Here is a 24,232-nt window from a genome sequence, read left to right on the forward strand (position 1 = left end):
GTGCGGCCGGACGCGGCCCGTGCTGCGCCACACTGGCCGCCGAACGCCGCGATCCGGCTGCGGCGCAAGGAGGGTGTGGCGATGGCCGTTTCCATTTCCGTGATGCTGCTTCTGCTGGTCCTTGCGGTGATCTTCCTGCGCGGCGGAGGGCTCAAGCTCTCCCACGCGCTGGTCTGCGTGCTGCTCGGCTTCTTCCTCGCCGGTACGAGCATGGCGCCCACCATCCACAACGGCGTCGCCGCCACCGCCGACGTGGTCAGCAGCCTCAAGCCCTGAGGGCTTGGTGAGCCACCTACCGCGGCTCAGACCATCTCGGGCATCTCGCCCACGGTGGTCTTCAGGTCGATGACGGCGAAGGCCGCGCCCTGCGGGTCGAGGATCGCCGCGAAGCGGCCGAACGGGCTGTCCATCGGGCCGAAGACCTTCTGGCCGCCCAGCTTCTCCGCCTTCTCGACCGCCTGGTCGCAGTTGTCGACGGCGAAGTAGATCTGGATGTACGGCCGGACCTCCTCGGGGAAGTCCTCGGGCGTCATGGTCATCCGGCCGAGGACCGGCTGCTCACCGCCCAGGTCGAAGACCTTGTAGTCGACGTTCTCCTCCCGCATCGTCTTGGCGTTGTAGCCGAAGACTGAGGTCAGGAAGGAGTCCGACCGCTCCGGATCCCGGGTGAAGAGCTCGGCCCAGGCGAAGGAGCCGGGCTCGCCCTCCAGCTCGAAGCCCTCGTGGGTGTCGGGCTGCCAGACGCCGAAGAGGATGCCCGTGGGGTCCTGGGCGAGGCACATCGAGCCGAAGTCCCCGACCTTCATCGGGTCCATGACGACGGTGCCACCGCTGCTGCCGATCTTCTCCGCCGTGGCGGCCACGTCGGGCGAGGAGAAGTACAGACACCAGGCCGACTGCGGGGTGTCCTGGCCGGGCATCGGCGGGACGACGGCCGCGACCGCCTTCCCGTTCCTGTAGGCGGTGGTGTAGTTGCCGAATTCCGCGGAGGACTCGCCGAAGGTCCAGCCCAGGACCTCGCCGTAGAACTTCTTGGCGCCCTCGACGTCGGTGAACATCGCGTCGGTCCAGATCGGCGTGCCTTCAGGTCGTGCGGCCATGATGGTGACTCTCTTCCGATCGATGGTGCTTTCCGTGGTGGTGCTCGATGGAGGTCCCCGAAGGCCACGCTAGCCACGCCGGGCCCGACCCGCTCGGTGACTCACTGTGACCGGACCGGCGCGGCCGGTCCCCGGCGCCCGGAACGGGACCGCCGTCGGATCGCGTACGTCACGGCCCTAGGAACTGACGGTCCGTCAGGCTACGCTCCGCGCATGATTCCCACCGTCGTCTGGGGTACCGGGAACGTCGGACGCGCGGCCATCCGCGCCGTCGACGCCCACCCGGCGCTGGAACTCGACGCCGTTCTCGTCCACACCCCCGCCAAGGCCGGCCGCGACGCGGGCGACCTCGCCGGTCTGGGCCGCACGCTCGGGGTCCCGGCGACCGACGACGTCGAGGCGGTGCTCGCGGGCCGCCCCCGGGCGGTGGTCTACGCCGCGTCCGGCGACCTCCGCCCCGACGATGCCCTCGCCGACGTCGTGGCGGCGATCCGCGCCGGAGCGGTGGTCGTCACTCCCGCGCTGTATCCGCTCTACGACGCGCTGGGCGCCCCGCCCGAGCTGAGGGAGCCGGTCCTCACCGCCGTCGCCGAGGGCGGCGGATCGCTCTTCGTCTCCGGCGTCGACCCGGGCTGGGGCAACGACGTCCTGCCCCTGCTCGTCAGCGGCCTGGGCACCACCGTCGACGCCATCCGCTGCCAGGAGGTCTTCGACTACTCCACGTACGAGCAGGAGGAATCGGTCCGGTACCTGGTCGGCATGGGGCAGCCGATGGAGTACGAGCCGCCGATGCTCGCACCCTCGGTCCCCACCCTGGTGTGGGGCGGGCAGATACGGCTCATGGCGCGCGCCCTGGGCGTGGAGCTCGACGGTATCGGCGAGACCCTGGAACGCCGCCCGCTCGACGCCGGCGTGACCACCAGGACGATGGGCTCCTTCGAGGCGGGCACCCAGGGCGCCGTGCGGTTCGAGGTACGGGGAACGGTCGGAGGCGAGCCCCGCCTGATCATCGAGCACATCACCCGGATCCACCCCTCCTGCGCCCCGGACTGGCCCACGCCGCCGGGCGGCGGCGCCGGAGCGCACCGGGTGGTCATCGAGGGCCGCCCGCGCATCGAGGTCACCGTCGAGGCCACCGACGAGGGCGAGAACCGCTCGGCCGGAGGAAACGCCACCGCGGTCGGCCGGCTGGTGAACGCCGTCGACTGGCTGGTGGCCGCGGAGCCCGGCCTCTACGACGCCCTCGACGTGCCCCTGCGGCCCGCGGTGGGCAGGCTCGGAAGGAGACGACCGTGATCATCGACATCCCCGAGGGACAGGAACCGATCGGGTACGTCTGGGGCGAGATGGTCCCCGGCATCGGCACGGCCGCCGCGAACTTCTCGCTGGCCGTGTACGAGCACACCACCCTCGGGCTGCGCGAGTTCGAGGCCGCGCGGCTGCGGATCGCGCAGATCAACGGCTGTGCCTTCTGCCTCGACTGGCGCACCGAACGGGACGGGCGGAAGGTCGAGGAGGGGTTCGCCGACGCGGTGACCCACTGGCGCACCACCGACGCCTTCGACGAGCGGACGCGGCTGGCGGCCGAGTACGCCGAGCGGTACGCCCTGGACCACCACGGTCTCGACGTGGAGTTCTGGTCGCGGATGACCGGACACTACAGCCAGGCCGAGATCGTGGAGCTGAGCATGAGCATCGGCTCCTGGCTGGCGTTCGGCCGGCTCAACCATGTGCTCGGGCTCGACAGCGTGTGCGCCCTGCCCGGAGGCTGAGCCGGCCCGCGGCCGCCGTCACAGGTCGGTGGCGATGATCTCCTCGATGTTCCGCTCGGCGAGCGCCGTGATCGTGACGAACGGGTTGACGCTGGTGTTGCCGGGGATCAGCGCGCCGTCGATGACGTACAGGCCGGGGTGGCCGTGCAGACGCCCGTAGTTGTCGGTGGCTCTGTTCAGCACCGCGCCACCGAGCGGGTGGTAGGTCAGATGGTCGCCCCAGATCCTGGAGGAGCCGAAGAGGTCGGTGCGGTAGATCGTCCCCTCCCTGGTGTTGATCCTGTCGAAGATGGTCTTCGCCATGTCGATGGACGGCTGCTTCCAGGCGGTCTGCCAGTTGAGCTCGACCTGCCCGGTCGCGGGGTCGCAGGAGAACCGGGCGCGGTGCGGGTTGGCGGTGATGGAGAGGTAGAACGAGGCGTAGGTCTCGATGCCGGTGGGCAGCGGCGCGACCTCGGCGAACGCGCCGCCCGCGGCCCAGTTGTCGATGCCGGCCGTGGGCATGGACGCCTGCAGCTTTCCGGTGGCGTCCCACATGTGGTTGGCCCGGCCGCACATGACGTTGCCGTTGTCGCCCCAGCCCTCGCCGATCTCGCCGTTCAGGCCGGGCAGTGCGCCGGTGGCCCTCAGCCTGGTCAGCAGCTTGCTCGTGCCGACGCTGCCGGCGGCGAAGAAGACTTTGTCCGCCGTGACCGTCTTGGTCGCCTGGGTGGCTCCCGTGGTGTCGAGCTCGTCGATGACGACCGTGTAGCCGCCGCCCGCCGGGGCGACCGACGTGACCTTGTGCAGGGGTGAGACGGTGACCCGGCCGGTGGCCTCGGCCCGGGCGAGGTAGGTCGTGCGCAGCGTCTTCTTGCCGTGGTTGTTGCCGTAGAGGACCTCGCCCTCCAGAGCCGACCGCGGGGCCGTCCCCGCGGCCTCCCGCTTCATGTACTCCCAGTCGTAGACGTTGGGCACGAAGACGAAGGGGAAGCCGGAGCGCTGGGCGTGCTTGCGGCCGACGCGCGCGTACTGGTAGCAGGCCGCGCTCTCCCACCATGCCGGGTCCACCGGGTGGACGCCGAGTCCGGCGTTGGCGCGCGGGTAGTGGACGGCGTACATCTCGTCGGCGTTCACGGACGGCAGGATGGCCGCGAAGTTCTCGCGCCGCGGGGTGACCGCCATGCCGCCGTTGACGAGAGAACCGCCTCCCACGCCACGGCCCTGGTAGACGGTGATGCCGCCGAACTCCTCTGCGTCCAGGATCCCGGTGTAGCGGGGGACGTCCTTGTCGAGCGGGAAGCCGAGGAAGTTGCCGAGGGGCTGCTTGGTCCTGGTCCGGAGCCAGAAGGAGCGGTGGTCCGGCCTGGTGGTGTTGGCGAAGACCTTTCCGTCCGGCCCGGGCGTTTTCCACTCCATGCCCATCTCGACCATGTGCACCGGCACGCCGGCCTGAGCGAGCCGCAGTGCGGCGACGGAACCGCCGTACCCGGTGCCGATCACCAGCACCGGAAGGCGCGTTCCGGCGGTGAGGCGGGCTCCGGCGGTGAGGCGGCCGGCGGCGACCGCCGTGCCGGGGACGGCGAGAGCGCCCAGAAGAGAACCTGTTCCAGCGATGAATCTTCGGCGTGATACCACGTCACGCTCCTCACTGTCGAGAGGGAGAGGAACGAGTTCTACTGCCGTACGCGTGGGAAGTCACGGTAAACCGATAGGTAACTTTTGGGTGGGTCACCCACCTTGTGGGCCGCTCTGACTCAAGCGATATCGGTGCAAAGCCGACATTCTGATGAGTGAGAGGCCGATCGACCCAGGAGTGCGCCCGCCATGCCGACCCTCGCCCCCGACCCCGTCCTCGACACCGTCGACCGCACCGCCGCCCGGCTCTACGACACCGAGGCATGGCAGGAGATCGTCCGCCGCTGGGACACCTCGGCCGTCCGCCGGCCCGAGGCGCCGGCCACCGAGCCGTGGCGCGCCCTGCTCTCGGTCCCCGTCGACCAGCTCGTCACCACCGCCCTGGAGGCCCTTCCCGCGCCCCCGCCCGCCGAACGGCCGCTCCCGGGCCGGCTCGGCGCGGTGCTGCCGGACCGGCTGCACGCCTGGCGCCGTATCGGCCAGCCCGACCTGCGCCCCTCCACCCACCTCGCCCACGCCCGCCGCGTCCTCGTGGAGTGGGGCTGGCAGAACCGGCCGTACCGACTTCGCGACGCCCGTGGCGCCCGCTGCCTGTGCGGCGCCCTGCTCACCGCGCACCGCCTCGGCTACGGCAGCGCCGACACCATGAACCGCTCCGCCGCCTGGCTCGTCACGGAGCTGCGCGCCCAGGGCTGGACCGGCTTGATCGGCCCCTGGAACCGCGCGCCCGGCCGCACCGCGAGCGAGGCGCTCGCGCTCATCGACGCGACGATCCACCGGGCCGCGCACGCGGGAGAGTGACCGCCCCGCTCTCGTCCCAGTTGCGCGGCGGGGGAGCCAGCGCCCACCGGATCGACCCCGTCACCAGCCGCCCGCCCGCCCGGGCCCCCGCCCAGGCCGGCCCGGGAAGACGCGGCAGCCCCAGCGACCGCCGCGCCCAGGGCGGCAACTGCGCCACCGCGGCCGCCGCGAGCAGCGCGTAGGGCGGCCGGGCCGGCCAGGGGAGCGGGGGACTCACCAGCAGGAACCTCGCCGCCTCCCGGCAGGCGGGCGTCGCCCGCAGCTCCGAGCGGTACGCGTCCATCCGCTCCGCCAGCTCGGCGACGGTACGCGGCGGGCCGTCCACGCCCAACTCCCGCGCGATCCGGGCGGTGTCCGCCACGTACCCGTCGTAACCGGCCCGGTCGAGCGGCCGCTCCCCGTAGGCGCGATGGGCGCGCAGGAAACTGTCGACCTCCGCCACATGGACCCACAGCAGCAGATGCGGATCGGAGGCGTGGTACGGGATCCCCTCCGGCGTCCGCCCACGGACCCGCTCGTGCACGGCCCGCACACGCTCCACCGCGCGCCGGGCGTCGTCGGCCGTGCCGAACGTCGTCACGGCGAGGAACGTACTGGTCCGCTGGAGCCTGCCCCAGGGGTCGCCCCTGAAGCCGGAGTGGGCGGCCACCGCGGCCATCGCCACCGGGTGGAGCGACTGCAGAAGCAGCGCCGTCAGACCCCCGACGAACATGGAGGCGTCGCCGTGGACGGCGCGGATGGGCCGGTCGGGACCGAACCAGCGGGGGCCGGGAGTGCCGTGGATACGGGCACGCGTCTCCTCACCCGAGGGACCGGCCACGCGGCGGAAGAGCGTGGCCCCGAGCCGTTCCCTCAGATCGTCGACGGTGGGACTGGGCCATCCCATGCGCCCAGTATGCGTCCGCGCGCCCGGCGACCGCCGGAACCGCAGGTCGTAGCCCTAGGCCGCGTCCGCGACCGTGAACAGACCGCCGTCCGGGTCGCGCAGGATGACCTCGCGCCCGCCGCCCGCCGCCACCACCTCGGAGGCCGTCCCGCCGCCGAGGCGCAAGGCCGTCTCCACCGTCTTCTCGACGTTGTCGACCCGGAAGTGGACGTGCCAGCGCGGCCGGATCTGCGGGTCCGGCGCCGCCTCCACCGCCCCGCCGGAGAGCCGGGCGAGCGTGACCCCGCCATGGCTGAGCACGACATGGTCGTCCTCGTACGCGACCTGGCAGCAGTCCGGAGCCTCGCCCGCCCAGTCGAGGACCTCGGCGTAGAAGATCGCCGCGTCGAAGGCGTTCCTCGTCCGCAGCTCCAGCCAGGCCGGGGCGCCGCCCCGGCCCACACTCCACTGGGGGATGACCTCGCCCTCCCAGATCCCGAAGACGGCGCCCTCGCGGTCGGCGGCCAGGGCCGCGCGGCCCGTTCCGAACCGAAGGGGGCCGACGGCCAGGGTGGCGCTGCGCTCCCGGATGCGGGCGGCCGTCAGATCGGCGTCGGCCACGGCGAAGTACGGAGTCCAGGCCACCGCCACCGCCAGACGCGGGGCCAGCGCCCCGATCCCGGCGACCGGCGCCCCGTCGCGCAGGGCGACCGAGAACTCCTCGCCCAGGCGCGTGGGCCGGAACTCCCAGCCGAACAGCGCACCGTAGAAACTCTCCGCGGCCCGCAGATCACGGGTCATGAGACTGACCCAGCAGGGAGCGCCGGGCACGGCGTGGCTCGAGGTCGACACAGCCTTCATCCATCCGTCGTGGGCGCCTGACAGCACCTCATCCCATCCCACCCCCGGCAAGATCGCCATTCCGGCCGCGCTCGGCCGGCGGGCGGCGAGCCGAGGCCGCTGCCGGCGCCCCCGGTCAGTCCAGCGGCTCCAGCACGAAGACGGGAATCTCGCGCTCGGTCCGCTGCTGGTAGTCGGCGTAGTCCGGGTAGGCGGCGACCGCCCGCTCCCACCAGACCCGCCGCTCCTCCCCGGTCACCAGCCGGGCCCGCATGTCCTCCGTCTTCGGCCCGTCCCGCAGCTCGACCACCGGCGAGGCGACGAGATTGTGGTACCAGACCGGATGCTTCACCGCTCCGCCGTTCGAGGCCACCAGGGCGTACACGCCCTCGTGCTCCACCCGCATCAGCGGCGTCTTGCGCAGCTTCCCGCTCCGGGCTCCGACATTCGTCACCAGGACCACGGGCAGGCCCCGGATGGTGGTGCCCTTCGTACCCCCGGAGGACTCGTACAACTCGACCTGGTCCCGCACCCACTTCGTCGGGCTGGGCTCGTACTCCCCTTCGAGCGGCATGGTGTCGTCCCGTCCCCTTCGTCCTCGGTCACCGGTCTTCGGCTTCGGCCTCGGCGTCCTGGCGTACCGGCGCAGCCGACGCGGTCCGCCGTCGCGACGCTATCCGACCTCGCGCCCACGCGCACCCGCCCACGCGCACGCACGCACGCGTGCCCCGCACGGCGTGCGAAGCGGCCCCGGTTGCGAAAACCTGGGGGAGTCAGGAGACCGCAGCGCACACACGGAAGGACCGGGGAAACACGTGGCGGAAGTCCGCACCGCGCTACGACAACCGATGGCCGGGCTGCTCGCGCGACGCAAGGAGCCGGCCGTCGTCCAGACGCTCCGATCGACCGCGGCGGCGACCATCGCGTACGTCGTCGCACTCCAGCTCAGCAGTGAACCCGCACCCCTGACGGCACCGCTCACCGCGCTGCTCGTCGTGCAGGTCACCCTCTACTCCACGCTCACCACCGGAATCCGCCGGGTCAACTCGGTGGTCGTCGGCGTGCTCATCGCCATCGCCTTCAGCGTCCTGGTCGGGCTGACCTGGTGGAGCCTCGGCCTGGTCATCCTCGCGGCGCTGGTGGTCGGCAGATTCGTACGCGTCGACGAGTTCGTGCCCGAGGTGGCCATCAGCGCGATGCTCGTCCTCGGCGTCACCCAGGTTGCGAACACCGCCTGGGACCGGGTCCTGGAGACGCTGATCGGCGCGGTGGTGGGCCTGCTGTTCAACGTGCTGCTCGTTCCCCCGGTGTGGGTGGAGACGGCGGGCGAGTCCATCGAGGACCTCGCCCGGCGCATGCGGCAGCTGCTGCTCGGCATCGGCGAGGAGCTCACCTCGCCCATCCCCGTCGCACGGGCCGCCGCCCGCCTCCACGAGGCGCGCCGGCTCGACAACGACATCGCCGACGTCGACGCGGCCCTGCGCCAGGCGGAGGACAGCCTGCGCCTCAACCCGAGGGTCAAGGAGGGCCTGCTGCACCGCATCGTGCTGCGGACCGGCCTGGACACCCTGGAGATCTGCGCCGTCGTGCTGCGCGTCCTGGCGCGCACGCTGACCGACCTCGCCAAGGAGCGGGAGGACGAGGACCTCTTCCCGCAGGAGGTCGGGCCCGCCCTGGAGGAGCTGCTCGCGCACGTCGCCGACACCATCGTCAGTTTCGGCGTCCTCGTCACCACGCGGGTGAGCGAGAGCGCGGACGCCGCCGAGGAACGGCTCACCAATGAACTCCTCGCGGCGCGTGCCGTCCGGGACAACGCGGCGGAGCTGCTGCTGCGGGTCGTCCAGCACGAGCCGCGGCAGTGGCAGCTCTACGGCGCGCTGCTCGCGGAGGTCGACCGCATCCTGGACGAACTCGACCTCGACCACCGGTCGCGCCGTCTGATGGAGGAGCTGGACCGCCACTCGCGCGAACGCAGAGAGAAGCGGCCGCGGCTCTCGGCGCTCCGGGAGAAGCTGGGAGTCTGAGCCGGTCGGACGGTCCACGCCGGGGACGTTCATGATCAGTTCCGGTCGTTCATCAGCTCCTGGAACGAGTGCATGCAGGACGCACAGTGGCGGTCGGTCCGGTCGCGCTCTTCGGTGGGCACCCCGTGGAGGGACTGGCCGCACAGGGCGGTCGGGTTTCCCACGGGGGCGACGTGCCAGACGAAGACCCCGTCCGGGGTCGTGATGCCGACGTGCATTTCGTACATGGTCGTCTCCATGCTCGGTCGGGCGGCTTGTCCCTCCAGTGCACCGGAGACAGGGCCGGTTGCACGCCCGGAGCGCCGCTGTTCGGGTGACGGGCGGAGGGCCGCACCGACGGTGACCTGGGCGGATACGGGCCCGCATCCGACAGGCCGCCCACCGGCCCGCGGGTGGCTACGCTGGATGCGGGGGCCGCTGAGGACGAGGCCCGGTGGGAGACGACCCATGAGACGACGCCACCACTTCCACATCGACCACGCGGGGCACTCGGTCAGCGCGACCGTGCAGACCGGACACACCGCGGTGGTGGAGGTTCTCGTCGACGGCAAGGAAGTGGGGTACGCGAAGACGTCCGGCGACCGGCCGGTGCCGGTGGCCGTCGAGCTCCCGACCGAGCCGCCGACACCCGTCACGGTCCGCGCCACACCGGGCCCCGGCATCCCACGCTGCGTCCTCGAAGTGCCCGGCACCGAGCCGCAGATGATGTCCCCGCGCCTCTACTGAGGCCCGGGACCGCTTCCCCCACGTTCCCCGGCGGGCACTGCCCGCCGGGGAACGTTTTTCTGCGCTGCCGCCACCGCCCCGCGCCGGAACGAAGTGGTGCAACCCGGTGGAAGACCGCCCCGATCGCCGCTTCCCCAGGTCAACACTCTGTAACGCCATCGGGCTTGTCGGACAGAAGACTTCCTTCCGCCCGCCTCGTCTGGGATCTTGCGTCCACCCCACACATCACACGGCCCGGCCGACGCCACCAGCGCCACCGGGCCATCGGAGGACGCATTGTTTTCCCACATATCCAGCCGGTTGAGACACTCCGCCATGGCGGCGGCCGCCCTCGGCGCGACCGTGGCCCTCGCGGCGCCCGCCGGGCTCGCGTACGCGGCGCCGACCGCCGTCCCGGAGCCCTCGTCGCCGTCGGCGCGCACGGCGGCGCCGACCACCACGACGACGGCGAAGACCTCTTCGGCCTGGGCGGCCGGCACCCGCGCCTATCTGGTGATCACCGCCCCCGCTGACACCTCGGCCGCGCGCACCGCCGTCGCGAACAACGGCGGTTCCGTCTACGCGTCCTACGACGCGATCGGCGTGATCGTGGCGCACTCGACGTCGGCGTCCTTCGCCTCCGCGATGCGCGCCGTGAGCGGGGTCCAGCAGGTCGGCGCGACCCGTACCTCCGACGTCCCGGCCGACGCCTACAACCCGGCGCTCCCGGCCAACCCGTCGCAGTCCACGACGACGCTGACCGAGACCAACCGCTGGGACATGACCCAGATCAAGGCCGACCAGGCCTGGGCGGTGACCACCGGCTCCGCCGCCGTCAAGGTCGGCATCCTCGACACCGGCGTGGACGACCAGCACCAGGACATCGCGCCCAACTTCAACGCAGCCGACTCGGTCTCCTGCGCCTACGGCAAGCCGGACACCCGCTTCGGCGCCTGGCGGGACATCGACACCCACGGCACGCACGTCGCCGGCACCGTCGCCGCCGCGAAGAACGGCAAGGGCGTCATCGGTGTCGCACCGGGCGTGAAGATCTCCTCGGTCCGCATCGCCGAGCAGCCGAGCGGCCTGTTCTTCGCGGAGAACACCATCTGCGGCTTCATGTGGGCCGGTGACCGCGGCTTCAAGGTCACCAACAACAGCTACTACACCGACCCGTGGCAGTTCAACTGCCCCGACGACGCCGACCAGGCCGCCATCATCGAGGGTGTGCGCAGGGCGCAGGCGTACGCGGAGGGCAAGGGCTCCCTCCAGGTCGCCGCCGCCGGCAACTCCAACTACGACCTGGCCAACAAGACGACCGACAGCGAGAGCCCCAACGACTCCACGCCGGTCACCCGCACCATCACCAACGCCTGTATCGACATCCCGACCGAACTGCCCGGTGTCGTGACGGTCGCCGCCATGGGCAAGGGCAACGTCAAGGCGTCGTACTCCAACTTCGGCAACGGCGTCATCGACATCGCGGCCCCCGGCGGCGACGGCACCTCCGGTGTCTACTCCACCCTGCCGGGCGGCAAGTACGGCAACAAGAACGGCACGTCGATGGCTTCCCCGCACGTGGCGGGCGTCGCCGCGCTCATGGCGAGCGTCGACCCGACGCTCACCCCGGCGGAGATCCGCGACCGGCTGGCCGCGCAGGCGGGCGACATCGCCTGCCCGTCCGACAGCCGCTGCACGGGTACGACCGCGAAGAACGGCTTCTTCGGCGAGGGCCAGACCGACGCGCTCAAGGCCGTCGGCGGCGCCACCCCGCCGCCCGGGAAGTACTTCGAGAACCTCACCGACGTCGCGATCGGCGACAACACCACCGTCGAGAGCCCCCTCACCGTGAGCGGGGTGAGCGGCAACGCGCCGGCCACCCTCAAGGTGGGAGTCGACATCAAGCACACCTACATCGGTGACCTCAAGGTCGACCTGGTGGCCCCGGACGGCACCGTCTACACCGTCCACAACCGCTCAGGCGGCGGTACGGACAACATCGCCCAGACCTTCACCGTCAACGCCTCCGCGGAGGTGGCCAACGGTGTCTGGAAACTGCGCGTGAACGACAACGCCAACCAGGACACCGGGCGGATCGACGCCTGGAACCTGACCTTCTAGCACCCACCGTCGAGCACGGCACCCGCCCGCCCCGGCCCGTAAGGAAGGGGCGGGCGGGCGCGTGTCAGGCGTCCTCGCGCAGCAGGTCCGCGCACTTCTCGCCGATCATCATCGTCGTGATGCACGGATTGACGGTGACGAGATCCGGCATGACCGAGCCGTCCGCCACCCGCAGGCCCTCCACGCCCTTCACCCGCAGGCGGGCGTCGAGCGGAGCCGTCGGATCGTCGTCCGCGCCCATCTTCACCGTGCACGCCGGGTGGTAGACGGTGTTGTGCGTCTTGTGGATGTAGTCGAGCAGCTCGTCGTCCGTCTGGACGGACGGCCCCGGGGCGAGTTCGGCGCCCGCCCACCCGGACAGCGCGGGCTGTCCGGCGATACGGCGGGCGAGCCTGAGGCCGTACGTCATCACCCGCACGTCGTGCTCGTGCGTGAAGTACCGGGGGTCGACCTTCGGCTTGTCGCGGTAGTCGCGGGTCCGCAGCCGCACCGTGCCGCGCGACTTGGCGCGCGTGACGTTCGGCGTCAGACAGAAGGCGTTCTCCGACGTCGGATAGCCGTACCGGGCGGTGTTCATGTCGAACGGCACCGAACCGTAGTGGAACATCAGGTCGGGGCGGTCCAGGCCCGGCTCGGTGTCGTAGAAGATGCCCGCCTCCCACCACTGGCTCGACACCGTGGGCATCGGCTGCTTCGCCTCCCACATGATGACGCCCTCGGGATGGTCCTGGAGGTTCTCGCCGACCCCGGCGGAGTCCACCACCACGTCCACACCGACCTCCCGCAGATGCGCCGCGGGGCCGATACCGGACAGCATCAGCAGCTTCGGGGTGTCGATGGAACCGCAGGAGACGACGACCTCACGGCGGGCCCGGACCGTACGGGTGTGGATCAGGTCCGGATCCAGGTACTCGGCGCCCACACAGCGGCGCCCGTCCAGGACCAGCTTCTTCGCCCGTACGCCCGTACGGATCTCCAGGTTGGGGCGCTTGCCCATCACCGGATGCAGATACGCCACCGAGGAGGACTGCCGGATGTTGTTCTCGTCGGAGTTGATCTGGAACCAGTTCGCGCCGCGCACCACGGTCGTACCGGTGTTGAAGGCGGTCGTAGGGATGCCGGCCTGGTCGCACGCCTTCAGCAGCGCCTCACCGCACGGGTCCCCGCCCTTGAGCGTACGGAGCTTGACGGGCCCGCTCCTGCCGTGGTGGTCGCCCGGCGCGTCGTTGTTCTCCAGGCGGCGGTAGAGCGGGAAGAGGTCCGCCGCGCTCCACCCCGTACAGCCGGCCGCCGCCCAGTCGTCCAGGTCCTCCGCCGGCGCCCAGAAGGCGATGCAGGAGTTGTGCGAGGAACAGCCGCCGAGCACCTTGGCGCGGGCGTGCCGCATGAAGCTGTTGCCGCTCGCCTGCGGCTCGACCGGATAGTCCCAGTCGTAGCCGGAGTCGAGCAGACCCATCCAGCGGTCCAGCTTCAGGACGTTGTCGTCCCCGACGTCGCTGGGCCCCGCCTCCAGGACGCACACCGTGACGGTCGGGTCCTCGCTGAGCCGCGCCGCGACGACGTTGCCCGCGGTACCGCCGCCGACCACGACGTAGTCGAAGACATCATCGAACTCTTCGGTCATGAGGGGGTGACCTCCTTCAGTGCGACAGGCTCAGGAGCCGCCGAGGCGGCGTGTTCGGCGAGAACGCCCGTACGGTGCCGCTGGACGAACCAGTAGTAGGTGAAGCCGCCGAGCGCGATCGCGCCGACGAACAGGACCGCGCCCCAGCGCAGGTACCAGTGGAACGGCGCGGCGGCGTTGTACACGGCCGCGCGCGGCCAGATCAGGTTGAGCGTCATGGCCCCGCCCCACAGCACGGCGAGGATGTTGACGGGAAGGCCCCAGCGGCCCAGCGAGAACCTGCCCTCGACGGGCTTCCACCGGCCGCGCAGCCGCGCGACCAGCATCGGCCCGGTGACCAGCAGATAGGCGACGTAGATCATCACGATGCCGATGCTGGTGACCACGGTGAAGATCTGCGGCTGGCGGATGTTGACCAGCAGGATCGCCAGCGCCAGGACTCCGATGATCACGGTCGGCAGGATCGGGGTGCCGAACCGCGGGCTGACCTTCGCGAGCCGCGAGGACGCCGGCAGGTTGTTGTCCCTCGCCATCGCGAAGGCGAGCCGGACCGCCGCCGTGTGCACCGCGAGCGCGCAGACGGTGACCGCGATCAGCACGCACCACAGCATCGCCTTGCCGGCCGTCGGGCCGAGGACGTCGAGGACGACGTACTGCAGTCCGTCGGAGGACAGCCGCTCGCCCCGCAGATCGGAGACGCTCATCAGGGCGAGGATCAGGATGAGGCCGCCGAGGACGAACGAGGCGACGATCGCCCGGATGATGGCGCGCGGCGCGTTGCGCGAGGGATCGAGCGACTCCTCACCGAGGGAGGCCGCGGTGTCGAAGCCGTACATCACATAGGCCGAGGCGAGGGAGGCGATCAGGAACGCCCCGAGGTAGCCGAAGGACTGGCCCGAGCCGGTGCCGGCCGTGTCGGTGACCACCTGCGGGCCCCGGACGACGTTCACCGCGAGCAGCACGATGAGGACGACCGTGGCGATGAGTTCGAGGAAGACACCGGCCGTGTTGATCCGGGCCATCAGCTTCACGCCGAAGGCGTTGACGACCGTGGTGAAGAGGATCAGACCGGCGGCCAGGATCACCGCGTTGGTCGCCACGTCGTACGTACCCGTCCCGTCCCCCACGAACTGGAAGACGGACGATATCTGGGGAAGCGTCAGCTGATAGGCGAGGGCGACCGCGGCGATCGAGACGACCGAGGCGATGAGCATCATCCAGCCGGCGAGCCAGCCGACGTGCCCGTTGCCCACCTTCTTCGCCCAGTTGTAGATGGAGCCCGCCACCGGATAGCGGGCGGCCAGCTCGGCGAAGCAGAGCGCCACCATGAACTGCCCGGCGAAGACCATCGGCCACGACCACCAGTAGGCCGGGCCGCCGCTGGCGAAGCCGAAGTAGAAGAGCTGGAAGGTGCCGGTGAGGATCGAGATGTACGAGATGCCCGCCGCGAACGTGTGGAAGTTGCCGAGCGTCCGCTTGAGCTCCGGGCGGTAGCCGAACTCGGTGAGCTCCGCGTCATCACCCGGCGGAGAGAGTGGTTCGGTTGGCATGGGTCGACTCCTGGACAGTAGAGAGGATTTCAGGCGAACCAGCCCTGCGGCTCCGGCGCGGTGTTGCGCCAGATGTGCTTCGTCTCGCGGTACTCCGCGAGACCGGCCGGTCCGAGCTCACGTCCCGTGCCGGACTGCTTGAACCCTCCCCACTCGGCCTGCGGCAGGTAGGGGTGGTAGTCGTTGATCCACACCGTGCCCAGGCGCAGCCGGCCCGCCATGCGCCGCGCCCTGCCCTCGTCGCTCGTCCAGACCGCGCCCGCCAGGCCGTAGATCGTGTCGTTCGCGAGCCGCACGGCCTCGTCCTCGTCGCGGAACCGCTCCACCGTCAGGACCGGTCCGAACGACTCGTCCCGCACCACCGACATCCGCGCCTCGCACTCGTCGAGAACGGTCGGCAGGTAGTAGAACCCGCCCTCGTACGCGGCCCCTTCGGGCCGGGCGCCGCCGCAGCGCAGCACCGCGCCCTCGGCGAGCCCCCGCTCCACGTACGCCTCGACCTTCTCGCGGTGGGCCGCCGAGATCAGCGGCCCGGTCTGCGCCCGCTCGTCGAACGGCCCGCCCAGCCGGATCTCCCCGGCCCGGCGCACGACCTCGTCCACGAACCGGTCGTGCAGCGAGTCCTCCACGAGCAGCCGCGCACCGGCCGAGCAGACCTGCCCCGAGTGCAGGAACACCGCCGTCAGCGCCATGTCGACGGCCGTCTCGAAGTCGGCGTCCGCGAAGACGATGTTGGGGTTCTTGCCGCCCAGTTCGAGCGCGACCTTCTTCACCGTCCCCGCGGCCGCCGCCATCAGCCGCCGGCCGGTCTGCAGACCACCGGTGAAGGAGAGCAGATCGACATCCGGGTGGTCGGCGAGGGGCGCGCCCGCCTCCGGCCCGGCGCCCAGCACGAGGTTGGCGACACCGTCCGGCAGCCCCGCCTCGGCCAGCAGCCGCATCAGATGGATCGCGGTGTGCGGGGTGAGCTCGCTCGGCTTCAGGACGAAGGTGTTGCCCGCGGCGAGCGCCGGCGCCACCTTCCACGCCGTCTGCAGCAGCGGATAGTTCCACGGTGTGATCAGCCCGCACACGCCCACCGGCTCGTACACGACCTGGCTGTCGGCCGCCGTCGTGCCGGTCTCGATCACGCGTCCCGTCTCGGCGGCGGCGAGCCGCCCGAAGTAGCGGAAGCAGTTCACGATGTCGTCGATGTCGTAGGCGCTCTCCACCAGGCGCTTGCCGGTGTCGAGCGACTCGGCGCGCGCCAGCGCGTCCTTGTCGCGTACGAGAAGGTCCGCCACCCGCAGCAGCAGGTCACCGCGGGCCGCGGCCGGGGTGGTGGGCCAGGGGCCCTCGTCGAAGGCGCGGCGCGCGGCCGCGATCGCCTCGACCGTGTCCTTGCCGCCGGCCTCGTCCACGACCGCGACCAGGGCGCCGTCGGCGGGGCACCTGATCTCCCGGGTCCGCTCGTCGAGCGCGGATCGCCAGGCTCCGCCGATGAAGAGTTCGGGCATGATTCTCGTTCCTCCTGGTCAGCGCCTTCTCGGGGCGCCCTTGAGCCTGAGTGCCTAACCCGACGGCGGCCTTCTAATCCGAATGTGACGGTTGACACGCCTGGTCAGCGGGCCGGTCCCCCCAGCTCTCGCCGCAGCCACTCGTGGAACAGCCCGATGTGGTGCTCGGTCGGGACCAGCACACCGCCCGTCCGGTAGGCGCGGGAGGCCATCGCGGGCTGGGTACGCTCGCACGCCTCGAAGTCCTGGACGTTGACCCGGTGGAACAGCTCCACCGACTTCGACACGTCCGCGCCGGACTCGACCACCTCCGGCGCGTACAGCCAGTCGCACTCCACCACCGTGCGGTCCTCGGCGAGCGGGAACATCCGGTGGAGGATCACATGGTCCGGCACGAGGTTGACGAAGACCGTCGGCTTGACGGTGATCGCGTAGTAGCGGCGGTCCTGCTCCTCGGCGACCTCGGGCAGCCGGGTGAAGCCCTCGCTGCCGTCCACGGTGAAGCCCTTCACCTCGTCGCCGAACTCGGCCCCGTGTCCCACGTAGTACTGCGCGGCATAGCCGTCCGCGAACTCCGGGAGGACATCGGTGAGTTCGGGGTGGATCGTGGCGCAGTGGTAGCACTCCATGAAGTTCTCGACGATCAGCTTCCAGTTCGCCTTCACGTCGTAGGTGATCCGCCGGCCGAGCGCGAGCCGTTCCGTGCCGTACCGCTCGATGGACGCACTGTCACCGAGCCGCTCCACGGCTGCGCCGATCACGGTCTCCTCGAAGGACGGCGGCTCGTCCGCCAGACACACCCAGGCGTACCCCAGCCACTCGCGCAGCGCGACCGTGACCAGGCCGTAGGCGGCGCGGTCGACGTCGGGCATCTTCACCAGGTTGGGGGCGGCGATCAGCCTGCCGTCGAGGTCGTACGTCCACGCGTGGTACGGGCACTGCAGGGAGCGCCGGACCTCGCCGGACTCCTCCGTGCACAGCCGGGCGCCGCGGTGGCGGCAGATGTTGAGGAAGGCGCGCAGCTCACCGGCGCGGTTACGGCTGACGATGACGCTCTCCCGGCCGACCTGGACGGTACGGAACGCGCCGGGCCTGTCCAGGTCGGCGCTGCGCACGGCGCAGAACCACATCGACTCGAAGAGCCGCTCCTGCTCCTGCCGGAAGATCTCCGGGTCGGTGTAGAAGTGGCCGGGGAGCGTGGCGATCAGGCTCGGGGGCAGGGAGGTGATCGGGCTGGTCGTCATGGCGGACTCCTCCAGGCGGGCGCGGCGGCCGGCCGGCGCGGGTCGAAGAGAGGGAGGGTCGAGGGGAGGGAGGGCTGTGCGCGGCAGGTCCTCGCGGCGGATCAGCGGCGCAGACGGCTCATGCCGGGGTCGAACAGCGGCTCGTCGGCGACGGTCGCCGGCACCTTCTCGCCGAAGTACTCGATGTGCACCGCCGTCCCGGAGGCCAGCGGCGGCAGCCAGGCGTACGCGATACACCGCCCGAGCGTGTAGCCGTAGGACGCGCTCGTGACGTACCCGGCCGGCCGTCCGCCGACGTGCACGGGCTCCTTGCCGAGGACGACGGACGCGGGGTCGTCGAGGAGCAGCGCGGTGAGCCGGCGGCGCGGCTCGCCCGCCTTCTCCAGGGCGGCCCTTCCGACGAAGTCGCCCTTGTCCATCCGTACGGCGAAACCGACACCGGCCTCGTACGGGGTGTCCTCGGCGGTCATGTCGTGGCCCCAGGAGCGGTAGCCCTTCTCCAGCCGCAGGCTGTTGAAGGCGGACCTCCCGGCGGCGATCACCCCGTGCTCGCGGCCCGCCTCCCAGAGCGTGTCCCAGAGCCGCAGCCCCAGATCGGCGCTGGTGTACAGCTCCCAGCCGAGCTCACCGACGTAACTCAGCCGCATCGCCGTCACCGGCACATGCCCGAGGTGGGTCTCCTTCGCCCGGAAGTAGCCGAAGCCCTGGTGGGAGAAGTCGTCGCGGGTGAGCGGCCGCACCAGATCGCGGGCGAGCGGGCCCCACACGCCGATGCAGCAGGTGCCGGAGGTGATGTCGCGGATGTGGACGTCGCCGGGCGCGTGCCGCAGCAGCCAGTCCTCGTCGGCGGGGCTGTTGGCCCCGATCTGGAACCGGTCGGGCCCGAGCCGCGCCACCGTCAGGTCCGAGCGGATCCCGCCGGTCTCGTCGAGGAGCAGGGTGTAGGTCACCGCCCCCGGCTTCTTGGCGAGGTTGTTGCTGGTCATGCGCTGGAGGAAGGCCAGGGCGCCGGGCCCGGTGACCTCCAGCCTGCGCAGCGGTGTCATGTCGTACAGCGCGACCCTCTCGCGGGTCGCGCGCGCCTCGGTGGCGGCGATCGGCGACCAGTAACGGGCCGACCAGGCGTCCCGTTCCGGCAGGTCGAGGCCCTCGGCGAGCGGGGCGTTCGCCTCGTACCAGTGCGGCCGCTCCCAGCCGCCGCCCTCCAGGAAGAACGCGCCGAGCTGCTGCTGCCGGGCGTGGAAGGGGCTCACCCGCAGGGGGCGCGGCCGTTCCATGGGCTGCGAGGGGTGAAGGATGTCGTACACCTCGACGAACTGCTGGGCGCCGCGCTCGTGGACGTACGCGGGGGAGCGCTGGGCGTCCTCGAAGCGGGTCAGGTCGCACTCGTGGACGTCGATCGAGGGACGCCCCTCGACCATCCACTCGGCGACGGCCCTGGCGACACCCGCCGAGTGCGTCACCCAGACCGCCTCGGCGAGCCAGAAGCCGCGCAGCGAGCGGACCTCGCCCAGCAGGGGCATGCCGTCGGGGGTGAAGGAGAAGACTCCGTTGAAGCCCTCCTCGATCTCCGTGCCCGCGAGCGCGGGCAGCAGGCCCTGGCACTCCTCCCAGCTGGGCGCGAAGTCCTCGGGGGTGAAGGGGTACGCCGAAGGCATGCGGGTGGGCGTCGCCCCCGCGTCGTCGTAGGCGGGGACGGCGAACGGGTCGACTGGCAGGGGCCGGTGGGCGTAGCTGCCGATGCCGATGCGGTCGGTGTGCTCGCGGAAGTACAGATCGCGGTCCTGGAACCGCAGGATGGGCCGGGACGCCTCCGTACGGGGATCGTTGACGCCGGCCAGCTCCGGCAGGGGCCGGGTCTTCGCGTACTGGTGGGCGAGCGGCAGCAGCGGCACGTCCACCCCCGCCATCCGGCCGACGACCGGGCCCCAGAAGCCGGCGGCGGACACCACATGGTCGGCGGGGAAGGTGCCCCGGTCGGTGACGACACCCGTCACCCGGCCGTCCTCGCGCTCGATGCCGGTGACGGTGTGCCGCTCCAGGAAGCGGGCGCCACGGCGCTCGGCGCGCTCCATCTGGGCCCGACAGGCGAGGACGGCCCGGGCGAGCCCGTCGTCGGGGGTGTGGAAGCCGCCGAGGACCTTGCTCGCGTCGAGCAGCGGCCACAGCTCCTCGCACCGCTCGGGAGAGACGAGCTCGCCCCGGATGCCCCAGGAGGCGGCGTGCCCGGCCCTGCGGTGAAGGTCGGTCCAGCGCTCCTCGGTGGTGGCGAGCTCCAGGCCGCCCACCGGGTTGAAGCAGGGGAGGCCGTCGACCTCCAGGGCGCTGAACTTCTCGACGGTGTACATGGCGAACGCGCTGAGCGTCCTGGACGGGCTGGTGCGGAAGACGAGCCCGGGGGCGTGGGAGGTGGAGCCGCCGGGGGCGGGCAGGGGGCCCTGTTCGAGGACCGTGACATCGGTCCAGCCGCGGGCGGTCAGTTCGTCCGCGAGCGAGCAGCCGACGATGCCGGCGCCGATGACCACGACACGGGGACTGGGTGCGGGCGCGGGGGACATGCCCCTCCTTGAGTCGGGGGGATGAGTGGCTTCTACCGGGCGGCGGCCGGCGGCGCCGACCCCGCCTGCCGTCACAGGACCACCACCGAGCGCAGCACCTCGCCCCGGTGCATCTTCTCGAAGGCCGCCTCGACCTCGTCCAGGGAGATCGTCTCGGAGACGAAGGCGGTGAGGTCGAGGAGGCCGTAGAGGTACTGGTCGATGAGGAACGGGAAGTCGCGGCTGGGCAGGCAGTCGCCGTACCAGGAGGACTTCAGCGCGCCGCCGCGCGAGAACAGGTCGATCAGCGGCAGGTCGATCCTCATCTCCGGGTCGGGGACGCCGACTTGGACGAGGACGCCGGCGTGGTCGCGCATGTAGAACGCCTGCCGGTACGTCTCCGGCCGGCCGACCGCGTCGATGGCGATGTCCACCCCGAATCCGTCGGTGAGCGCGCGCACGGCCTCGACGGGGTCCGTGCCACGGGAGTTGACCGTGTGCGTGGCGCCGAACCTCTCGGCCTGGTTCAGCTTCCGGTCGTCGATGTCGACGGCGATGACCTTGCGGGCGCCGTTCAGACAGGCTCCGGCGATCGCGGCGTTCCCGACGCCGCCGCAGCCGATGACGGCGACGGTGTCGCCGCGCCCGACACCTCCGGTGTTCACCGCCGCGCCGTAACCGGCCATCACTCCGCAGCCGATGAGTCCGGCGGCCTCGGGGCGGGCGGCCGGATCGACCTTCACGGCCTGGCCGGCGGCGACCAGCGTCTTCTCGGCGAAGGCGCCGATGCCGAGCGCGGGGGAGAGGGGCGTGCCGTCCGGCAGGGTCATCGGCTGGGTGGCGTTGCGGGAGTCGAAGCAGTACCAGGGGCGGCCGCGGCGACAGGAGCGGCAGCTGCCGCAGGGGGCGCGCCAGGCCAGGACGACATAGTCGCCGGGTGCCAGGTCGGTGACTCCCTCGCCGACGGACTCGACGGTGCCGGCCGCCTCGTGGCCGAGCAGGAACGGGAAGCCGTCGTTGATCGCGCCCTCCCGGTAGTGCAGATCCGTGTGGCAGACGCCGCAGGCCTGCACGCGGACGAGTACCTCCCCGGGGCCGGGGTCGGGCACGACGATCGTCCGAACCTCGACGGGCGCACCCTTCTTGACGGCAACGACGGCACGGATCTCATGGGGCACGAGGATCTCCTCTGCTGTTGCGCATTGCACGTTGGGTTGCGCGATGGGGAACATAGTGGGAACGGTGGCAACGGCCCGTCAAGAGGCCGGTGTTAACGGCTCGCAAAACCCGGCCACGAGGGGAGACACGCCTGGCACACGACGACGCGGGGCCGGGTTTTCCCGGCCCCGCGTCGGAGGGAGGTCCGCGCGATCGACGGCTCTGGTGGATCGCGGTTCTCGTCGGGTCGCGGCTCTCGTCGGGCCGCGGCTCTGGGCGTTCGGGTCAGAAGCCGTGCCCCATGCGCCGGGACAGCTCGTCGGCCGCCACGACGGTACGGGCGGCGAGCTCCGGGAGCCGGTCCCGCTCCAGCCGGTAGGCGGGCCCCGACACGCTGAGCGCGCCGATGACCTTGCCGTCGTGCGCCCGCACCGGCGCGGCCACCGCGTTCAGGCCCAGCTCCAGCTCCTCGGCGGCGATGGCGAACCCCTGCGCGTACGCCGAGTCCAACTCGGCGCGCAGGATGCCCGCGCTGGTCACCGTGTGCTCGGTGAAGCGCGGCAGCGCCCGGGCGAGCAGCCCCTCCCGCAGGGTGACCGGCAGATGGGCCAGGAGCACCTTGCCGCTGGACGTGGCGTGCAGCGGCGTGCGCCTGCCGAGCCAGTTCTGCGCGGTGACCGAGGCCGGGCCGCGCGCCTGCATGATGTTGACCGCCGCGTCGTCGTCGAGGACCGCGATGTTGACCGTCTCGCCCAGCTCGTCGGCGAGTTCCCGGCAGACCGGGGCACCCTCCTGCGAGATGTCCAGGCGCACGGCCGCCGCCCCCGCCAGGCGCAGGATGCCCGCCCCCAGGAAGTACTTGCCCCGGTCCTGCGCCTGCGCCACCAGGCCCCGGGCCTCCAGGGCGCCCAACAGGCGGAACGCTGTGGACTTGTGCACCTCCAGCTCGTCGGCGATGTCCGTGACGCCGGCCTCCCCGTGTCTCGCCAGGATCTCCAGCACGCTCACGGCGCGGTCCACGGACTGGATCGCGCCCGCGCCTCCCCGGGTCGCGCGCTCCGCCGTCTCGTCGGTCTGATCAGCCACTGTGTGCTCGCGGGTCATAGCTCAACTCTCAACCATCGCGCGGTCGTCGGGCGCGCATCTTCGGGAAGCCCTTGACGCGGCGGGCACCCCGACCGGATTCTGTTGCGCATAGCGCTCCCTCATGCGCCATACGCAACGCCATGTTACCGAAGAGTCCTGGATCGAGGGGGGCCCGTGATTCCCGTCTGCCGCCTTGAAGACCTCCCCGCGGGCGAATCCGTCCGTATCGACACCACACCGCCGATCGCGGTGTTCCACACCGAGGGCGAGCTGTACGCCATCGACGACACGTGCACCCACCAGGACGCCTCCCTCTCCGAGGGCTGGCTCGAAGGCTGCCTGGTCGAATGCCCGCTGCACGCCGCCTCATTCGATCTCCGCACCGGCCGGCCGACCTGCCTGCCCGCTCGCCGTCCCGTCCGCACGCACCAGGTCGTCGTGGTCGACGGCGTCATCCATGTCCGCCCGGCCGCGCAGGAGGACTCCGCAGCATGAGAACAGTGACCGTCGTCGGTGCCTCGCTCGCGGGCCTGTACGCCGCCCGCGAGCTGCGCGCCCAGGGCTTCGACGGGCGGCTGGTGATCGTGGGGGAGGAGCGCCACCGCCCCTACGACCGACCGCCGCTCTCCAAGGACTTCCTGGCCGGACGCACGGACGAGGACCGACTCGCCCTCTGCGATGCCGAGGAGGAGACCGAACTCGCCGCGGAGTGGCTGCTCGGCACCCGCGCCAGCGGGCTCGACGCACATGGCCGCACCCTCCTCCTTGAGAACGGGCGGACCGTCGTCACCGACGGGGTCGTCATCGCCACCGGCGCCCGCGCCCGCCCGCTGCCGGGCGCCTCCGGACTCGCCGGGGTCCACACCCTCCGTACGCTCGACGACGCCCGGGCCCTGCGCGCCGCGCTGAGCGGCGGCGGCCGGCGGGTCGTCGTGATCGGCGGCGGTTTCATCGGCGCCGAGACCGCCTCCACCTGCGCCGGGCTCGGCCACGACGTCACCGTGGTGGAAGCCGCCCCCCTCCCGCTGGTCCCCCAACTGGGCCCCGAGATGGCCGCCGTCTGCGCCGCGCTGCACCGGCGCGGCGGGACCGAGCTCCTCACCGGCGCGGGAGTCGCCCGGCTGCACGCGCACGGCGGTGCCTCCGCAGTCACCGCGGTGGAACTGACCGACGGCCGGGTGCTCCCCGCCGACGTGGTCGTCGTCGGCATCGGAGCCGTACCCAACACGGACTGGCTCGCCGGCTCCACGCTCCTGGTGAACGACGGTGTCCTCTGCGACGACGGCTGCGCCACCGCGCTGCCGCGGGTCGTGGCGGTGGGGGACGTGGCGCGGGTCGGCGGGCGGCGCGCCGAACACTGGACCAGCGCGACCGAACAGCCCGCCGTCGCCGTACGCAACCTGCTGGCCGGCCGCACCGTCGACAGCACCCGCCCGCTGCCCTACTTCTGGTCGGACCAGTACGGCGCCCGCATCCAGTTCGCCGGGCGGCGGCGGGAGGGGGACACCGTTCGGGTCGTCGAGGGCTCGACGGACGAGGGAAGCTTCCTCTGCCTGTACGAGCGCGACGGCCGTACGACGGCTGTCCTCGCCGTCGACCGGCCCCGGCCCTTCCTGCGTGTACGCCGTGACCTCGCCCGCGAGGCCGCCCGGCACGCCCCCGCCGTCTGACCGGCCCTCAGAGATGTCCGAC

Annotated in this window: 22 protein-coding genes; 9 read left to right on the forward strand and 13 right to left on the reverse strand. The window is 71.6% G+C overall.

Annotated features, from left to right (window positions below; all coding sequences use genetic code 11):
• Positions 1-81: 81 nt before the first annotated feature.
• Complete coding sequence (locus ACIRB4_RS12020) at positions 82-276, forward strand: hypothetical protein (protein WP_403290133.1); 195 nt, start codon at positions 82-84, stop codon at positions 274-276.
• A 26-nt stretch (positions 277-302) separates the two neighbouring features.
• On the opposite strand, the gene ACIRB4_RS12025 is transcribed toward ACIRB4_RS12020, so the two are convergent.
• Complete coding sequence (locus ACIRB4_RS12025; RefSeq protein ID WP_403290134.1) at positions 303-1,100, reverse strand: VOC family protein; 798 nt, start codon at positions 1,098-1,100, stop codon at positions 303-305.
• Between the two features lie 213 nt (positions 1,101-1,313).
• Here ACIRB4_RS12025 and ACIRB4_RS12030 point away from each other — a divergent pair, with 213 nt between their 5' ends.
• Together ACIRB4_RS12030 and ACIRB4_RS12035 are read left to right on the forward strand one after the other, a co-directional pair.
• Complete coding sequence (locus ACIRB4_RS12030; RefSeq protein WP_403290136.1) at positions 1,314-2,396, forward strand: dihydrodipicolinate reductase; 1,083 nt, start codon at positions 1,314-1,316, stop codon at positions 2,394-2,396.
• On the forward strand, positions 2,393-2,872 hold the full coding sequence (locus tag ACIRB4_RS12035; protein WP_403290138.1) for a carboxymuconolactone decarboxylase family protein: 480 nt from the start codon (positions 2,393-2,395) through the stop codon (positions 2,870-2,872). Before ACIRB4_RS12030 ends, ACIRB4_RS12035 begins: the two co-directional genes overlap by 4 nt.
• Positions 2,873-2,890: 18 nt before the next feature.
• Here the strand turns inward: ACIRB4_RS12035 and ACIRB4_RS12040 are convergent, their stop codons facing one another.
• Positions 2,891-4,489, reverse strand: coding sequence for a GMC oxidoreductase (locus tag ACIRB4_RS12040; RefSeq protein WP_403290140.1), 1,599 nt, complete (start codon positions 4,487-4,489; stop codon positions 2,891-2,893).
• A gap of 189 nt (positions 4,490-4,678) precedes the next feature.
• Here ACIRB4_RS12040 and ACIRB4_RS12045 point away from each other — a divergent pair, with 189 nt between their 5' ends.
• On the forward strand, positions 4,679-5,290 hold the full coding sequence (locus ACIRB4_RS12045) for a hypothetical protein (RefSeq protein ID WP_403290142.1): 612 nt from the start codon (positions 4,679-4,681) through the stop codon (positions 5,288-5,290).
• Here the strand turns inward: ACIRB4_RS12045 and ACIRB4_RS12050 are convergent.
• From ACIRB4_RS12050 to ACIRB4_RS12060, 3 genes are all read right to left on the reverse strand, one after another.
• Positions 5,247-6,176, reverse strand: a complete 930-nt coding sequence (locus ACIRB4_RS12050; protein WP_403290144.1) for an oxygenase MpaB family protein — start codon at positions 6,174-6,176, stop codon at positions 5,247-5,249. The two genes, ACIRB4_RS12045 and ACIRB4_RS12050, sit on opposite strands and share 44 nt — an antisense overlap.
• A gap of 54 nt (positions 6,177-6,230) precedes the next feature.
• Positions 6,231-6,956 carry a VOC family protein gene (locus tag ACIRB4_RS12055; RefSeq protein ID WP_403290146.1) on the reverse strand — a complete coding sequence of 242 codons (726 nt, stop codon included), beginning with the start codon at positions 6,954-6,956 and terminating at the stop codon, positions 6,231-6,233.
• A gap of 175 nt (positions 6,957-7,131) precedes the next feature.
• Entirely contained in the window at positions 7,132-7,569 is a 438-nt protein-coding gene (locus ACIRB4_RS12060; RefSeq protein ID WP_403290148.1) for a nitroreductase family deazaflavin-dependent oxidoreductase, read from the reverse strand.
• Between the two features lie 274 nt (positions 7,570-7,843).
• On the opposite strand from ACIRB4_RS12060, the gene ACIRB4_RS12065 reads away from it, so the two are divergent.
• Positions 7,844-9,019 (forward strand): aromatic acid exporter family protein, encoded by a 1,176-nt coding sequence (locus ACIRB4_RS12065; protein WP_403290466.1) that lies wholly within the window; start codon positions 7,844-7,846, stop codon positions 9,017-9,019.
• A gap of 35 nt (positions 9,020-9,054) precedes the next feature.
• On the opposite strand, the gene ACIRB4_RS12070 is transcribed toward ACIRB4_RS12065, so the two are convergent.
• Positions 9,055-9,246, reverse strand: coding sequence for a hypothetical protein (locus ACIRB4_RS12070; RefSeq protein ID WP_403290150.1), 192 nt, complete (start codon positions 9,244-9,246; stop codon positions 9,055-9,057).
• A 220-nt stretch (positions 9,247-9,466) separates the two neighbouring features.
• Here ACIRB4_RS12070 and ACIRB4_RS12075 point away from each other — a divergent pair, with 220 nt between their 5' ends.
• Positions 9,467-9,745, forward strand: coding sequence for a hypothetical protein (locus ACIRB4_RS12075; RefSeq protein ID WP_403290151.1), 279 nt, complete (start codon positions 9,467-9,469; stop codon positions 9,743-9,745).
• A 315-nt stretch (positions 9,746-10,060) separates the two neighbouring features.
• On the forward strand, positions 10,061-11,845 hold the full coding sequence (locus ACIRB4_RS12080) for a S8 family serine peptidase (protein WP_403290152.1): 1,785 nt from the start codon (positions 10,061-10,063) through the stop codon (positions 11,843-11,845).
• Positions 11,846-11,909: 64 nt separating this feature from the next.
• Here the strand turns inward: ACIRB4_RS12080 and ACIRB4_RS12085 are convergent, their stop codons facing one another.
• The 7 genes from ACIRB4_RS12085 to ACIRB4_RS12115 all read right to left on the reverse strand — a co-directional run bounded on the left by ACIRB4_RS12085 (position 11,910) and on the right by ACIRB4_RS12115 (position 22,483).
• The gene (locus ACIRB4_RS12085; RefSeq protein ID WP_403290154.1) at positions 11,910-13,469 is read right to left on the reverse strand and encodes a GMC family oxidoreductase; all 1,560 of its coding nucleotides are present in this window, start codon (positions 13,467-13,469) and stop codon (positions 11,910-11,912) included.
• Complete coding sequence (locus tag ACIRB4_RS12090) at positions 13,466-15,019, reverse strand: APC family permease (protein WP_403290156.1); 1,554 nt, start codon at positions 15,017-15,019, stop codon at positions 13,466-13,468. The genes ACIRB4_RS12085 and ACIRB4_RS12090 overlap by 4 nt, the downstream gene beginning before the upstream one ends.
• A 29-nt stretch (positions 15,020-15,048) precedes the next feature.
• On the reverse strand, positions 15,049-16,515 hold the full coding sequence (locus ACIRB4_RS12095) for an aldehyde dehydrogenase family protein (RefSeq protein WP_403290158.1): 1,467 nt from the start codon (positions 16,513-16,515) through the stop codon (positions 15,049-15,051).
• Positions 16,516-16,619: 104 nt separating this feature from the next.
• Positions 16,620-17,759 carry an aromatic ring-hydroxylating dioxygenase subunit alpha gene (locus tag ACIRB4_RS12100; protein WP_403290159.1) on the reverse strand — a complete coding sequence of 380 codons (1,140 nt, stop codon included), beginning with the start codon at positions 17,757-17,759 and terminating at the stop codon, positions 16,620-16,622.
• A gap of 101 nt (positions 17,760-17,860) precedes the next feature.
• A complete protein-coding gene (locus tag ACIRB4_RS12105; protein ID WP_403290160.1) occupies positions 17,861-20,317 on the reverse strand; it encodes an FAD-dependent oxidoreductase in 2,457 nt (818 codons plus the stop codon).
• 71 nt (positions 20,318-20,388) lie between these two features.
• Positions 20,389-21,474, reverse strand: a complete 1,086-nt coding sequence (locus ACIRB4_RS12110; RefSeq protein WP_403290161.1) for an S-(hydroxymethyl)mycothiol dehydrogenase — start codon at positions 21,472-21,474, stop codon at positions 20,389-20,391.
• A 265-nt stretch (positions 21,475-21,739) separates the two neighbouring features.
• Positions 21,740-22,483 carry an IclR family transcriptional regulator gene (locus tag ACIRB4_RS12115; RefSeq protein WP_403290469.1) on the reverse strand — a complete coding sequence of 248 codons (744 nt, stop codon included), beginning with the start codon at positions 22,481-22,483 and terminating at the stop codon, positions 21,740-21,742.
• A gap of 231 nt (positions 22,484-22,714) precedes the next feature.
• Between ACIRB4_RS12115 and ACIRB4_RS12120 the strand changes: the two genes are divergently transcribed.
• Together ACIRB4_RS12120 and ACIRB4_RS12125 are read left to right on the forward strand one after the other, a co-directional pair.
• Complete coding sequence (locus ACIRB4_RS12120; protein ID WP_403290162.1) at positions 22,715-23,035, forward strand: bifunctional 3-phenylpropionate/cinnamic acid dioxygenase ferredoxin subunit; 321 nt, start codon at positions 22,715-22,717, stop codon at positions 23,033-23,035.
• Positions 23,032-24,210, forward strand: coding sequence for an NAD(P)/FAD-dependent oxidoreductase (locus tag ACIRB4_RS12125; protein ID WP_403290163.1), 1,179 nt, complete (start codon positions 23,032-23,034; stop codon positions 24,208-24,210). The genes ACIRB4_RS12120 and ACIRB4_RS12125 overlap by 4 nt, the downstream gene beginning before the upstream one ends.
• Positions 24,211-24,232 lie beyond the last annotated feature (22 nt).

The sequence above is a fragment of the Streptomyces sp. NPDC093600 genome, assembly GCF_044764755.1.
GTDB lineage: Bacteria > Actinomycetota > Actinomycetes > Streptomycetales > Streptomycetaceae > Streptomyces.

Excerpts from the sequence above, each read along its gene's own strand:
- ACIRB4_RS12020 (WP_403290133.1), top strand. The coding sequence starts at position 82 with ATGGCCGTTTCCATTTCCGTGATGCTGCTTCTGCTGGTCCTTGCGGTG.
- ACIRB4_RS12025 (WP_403290134.1), bottom strand. The coding sequence starts at position 1,100 with ATGGCCGCACGACCTGAAGGCACGCCGATCTGGACCGACGCGATGTTC.
- ACIRB4_RS12030 (WP_403290136.1), top strand. The coding sequence starts at position 1,314 with ATGATTCCCACCGTCGTCTGGGGTACCGGGAACGTCGGACGCGCGGCC.
- ACIRB4_RS12045 (WP_403290142.1), top strand. The coding sequence starts at position 4,679 with ATGCCGACCCTCGCCCCCGACCCCGTCCTCGACACCGTCGACCGCACC.
- ACIRB4_RS12050 (WP_403290144.1), bottom strand. The coding sequence starts at position 6,176 with ATGGGATGGCCCAGTCCCACCGTCGACGATCTGAGGGAACGGCTCGGG.
- ACIRB4_RS12055 (WP_403290146.1), bottom strand. The coding sequence starts at position 6,956 with ATGACCCGTGATCTGCGGGCCGCGGAGAGTTTCTACGGTGCGCTGTTC.
- ACIRB4_RS12060 (WP_403290148.1), bottom strand. The coding sequence starts at position 7,569 with ATGCCGCTCGAAGGGGAGTACGAGCCCAGCCCGACGAAGTGGGTGCGG.
- ACIRB4_RS12065 (WP_403290466.1), top strand. The coding sequence starts at position 7,844 with ATGGCCGGGCTGCTCGCGCGACGCAAGGAGCCGGCCGTCGTCCAGACG.
- ACIRB4_RS12070 (WP_403290150.1), bottom strand. The coding sequence starts at position 9,246 with ATGTACGAAATGCACGTCGGCATCACGACCCCGGACGGGGTCTTCGTC.
- ACIRB4_RS12075 (WP_403290151.1), top strand. The coding sequence starts at position 9,467 with ATGAGACGACGCCACCACTTCCACATCGACCACGCGGGGCACTCGGTC.
- ACIRB4_RS12080 (WP_403290152.1), top strand. The coding sequence starts at position 10,061 with ATGGCGGCGGCCGCCCTCGGCGCGACCGTGGCCCTCGCGGCGCCCGCC.
- ACIRB4_RS12085 (WP_403290154.1), bottom strand. The coding sequence starts at position 13,469 with ATGACCGAAGAGTTCGATGATGTCTTCGACTACGTCGTGGTCGGCGGC.
- ACIRB4_RS12090 (WP_403290156.1), bottom strand. The coding sequence starts at position 15,019 with ATGCCAACCGAACCACTCTCTCCGCCGGGTGATGACGCGGAGCTCACC.
- ACIRB4_RS12095 (WP_403290158.1), bottom strand. The coding sequence starts at position 16,515 with ATGCCCGAACTCTTCATCGGCGGAGCCTGGCGATCCGCGCTCGACGAG.
- ACIRB4_RS12100 (WP_403290159.1), bottom strand. The coding sequence starts at position 17,759 with ATGACGACCAGCCCGATCACCTCCCTGCCCCCGAGCCTGATCGCCACG.
- ACIRB4_RS12105 (WP_403290160.1), bottom strand. The coding sequence starts at position 20,317 with ATGTCCCCCGCGCCCGCACCCAGTCCCCGTGTCGTGGTCATCGGCGCC.
- ACIRB4_RS12125 (WP_403290163.1), top strand. The coding sequence starts at position 23,032 with ATGAGAACAGTGACCGTCGTCGGTGCCTCGCTCGCGGGCCTGTACGCC.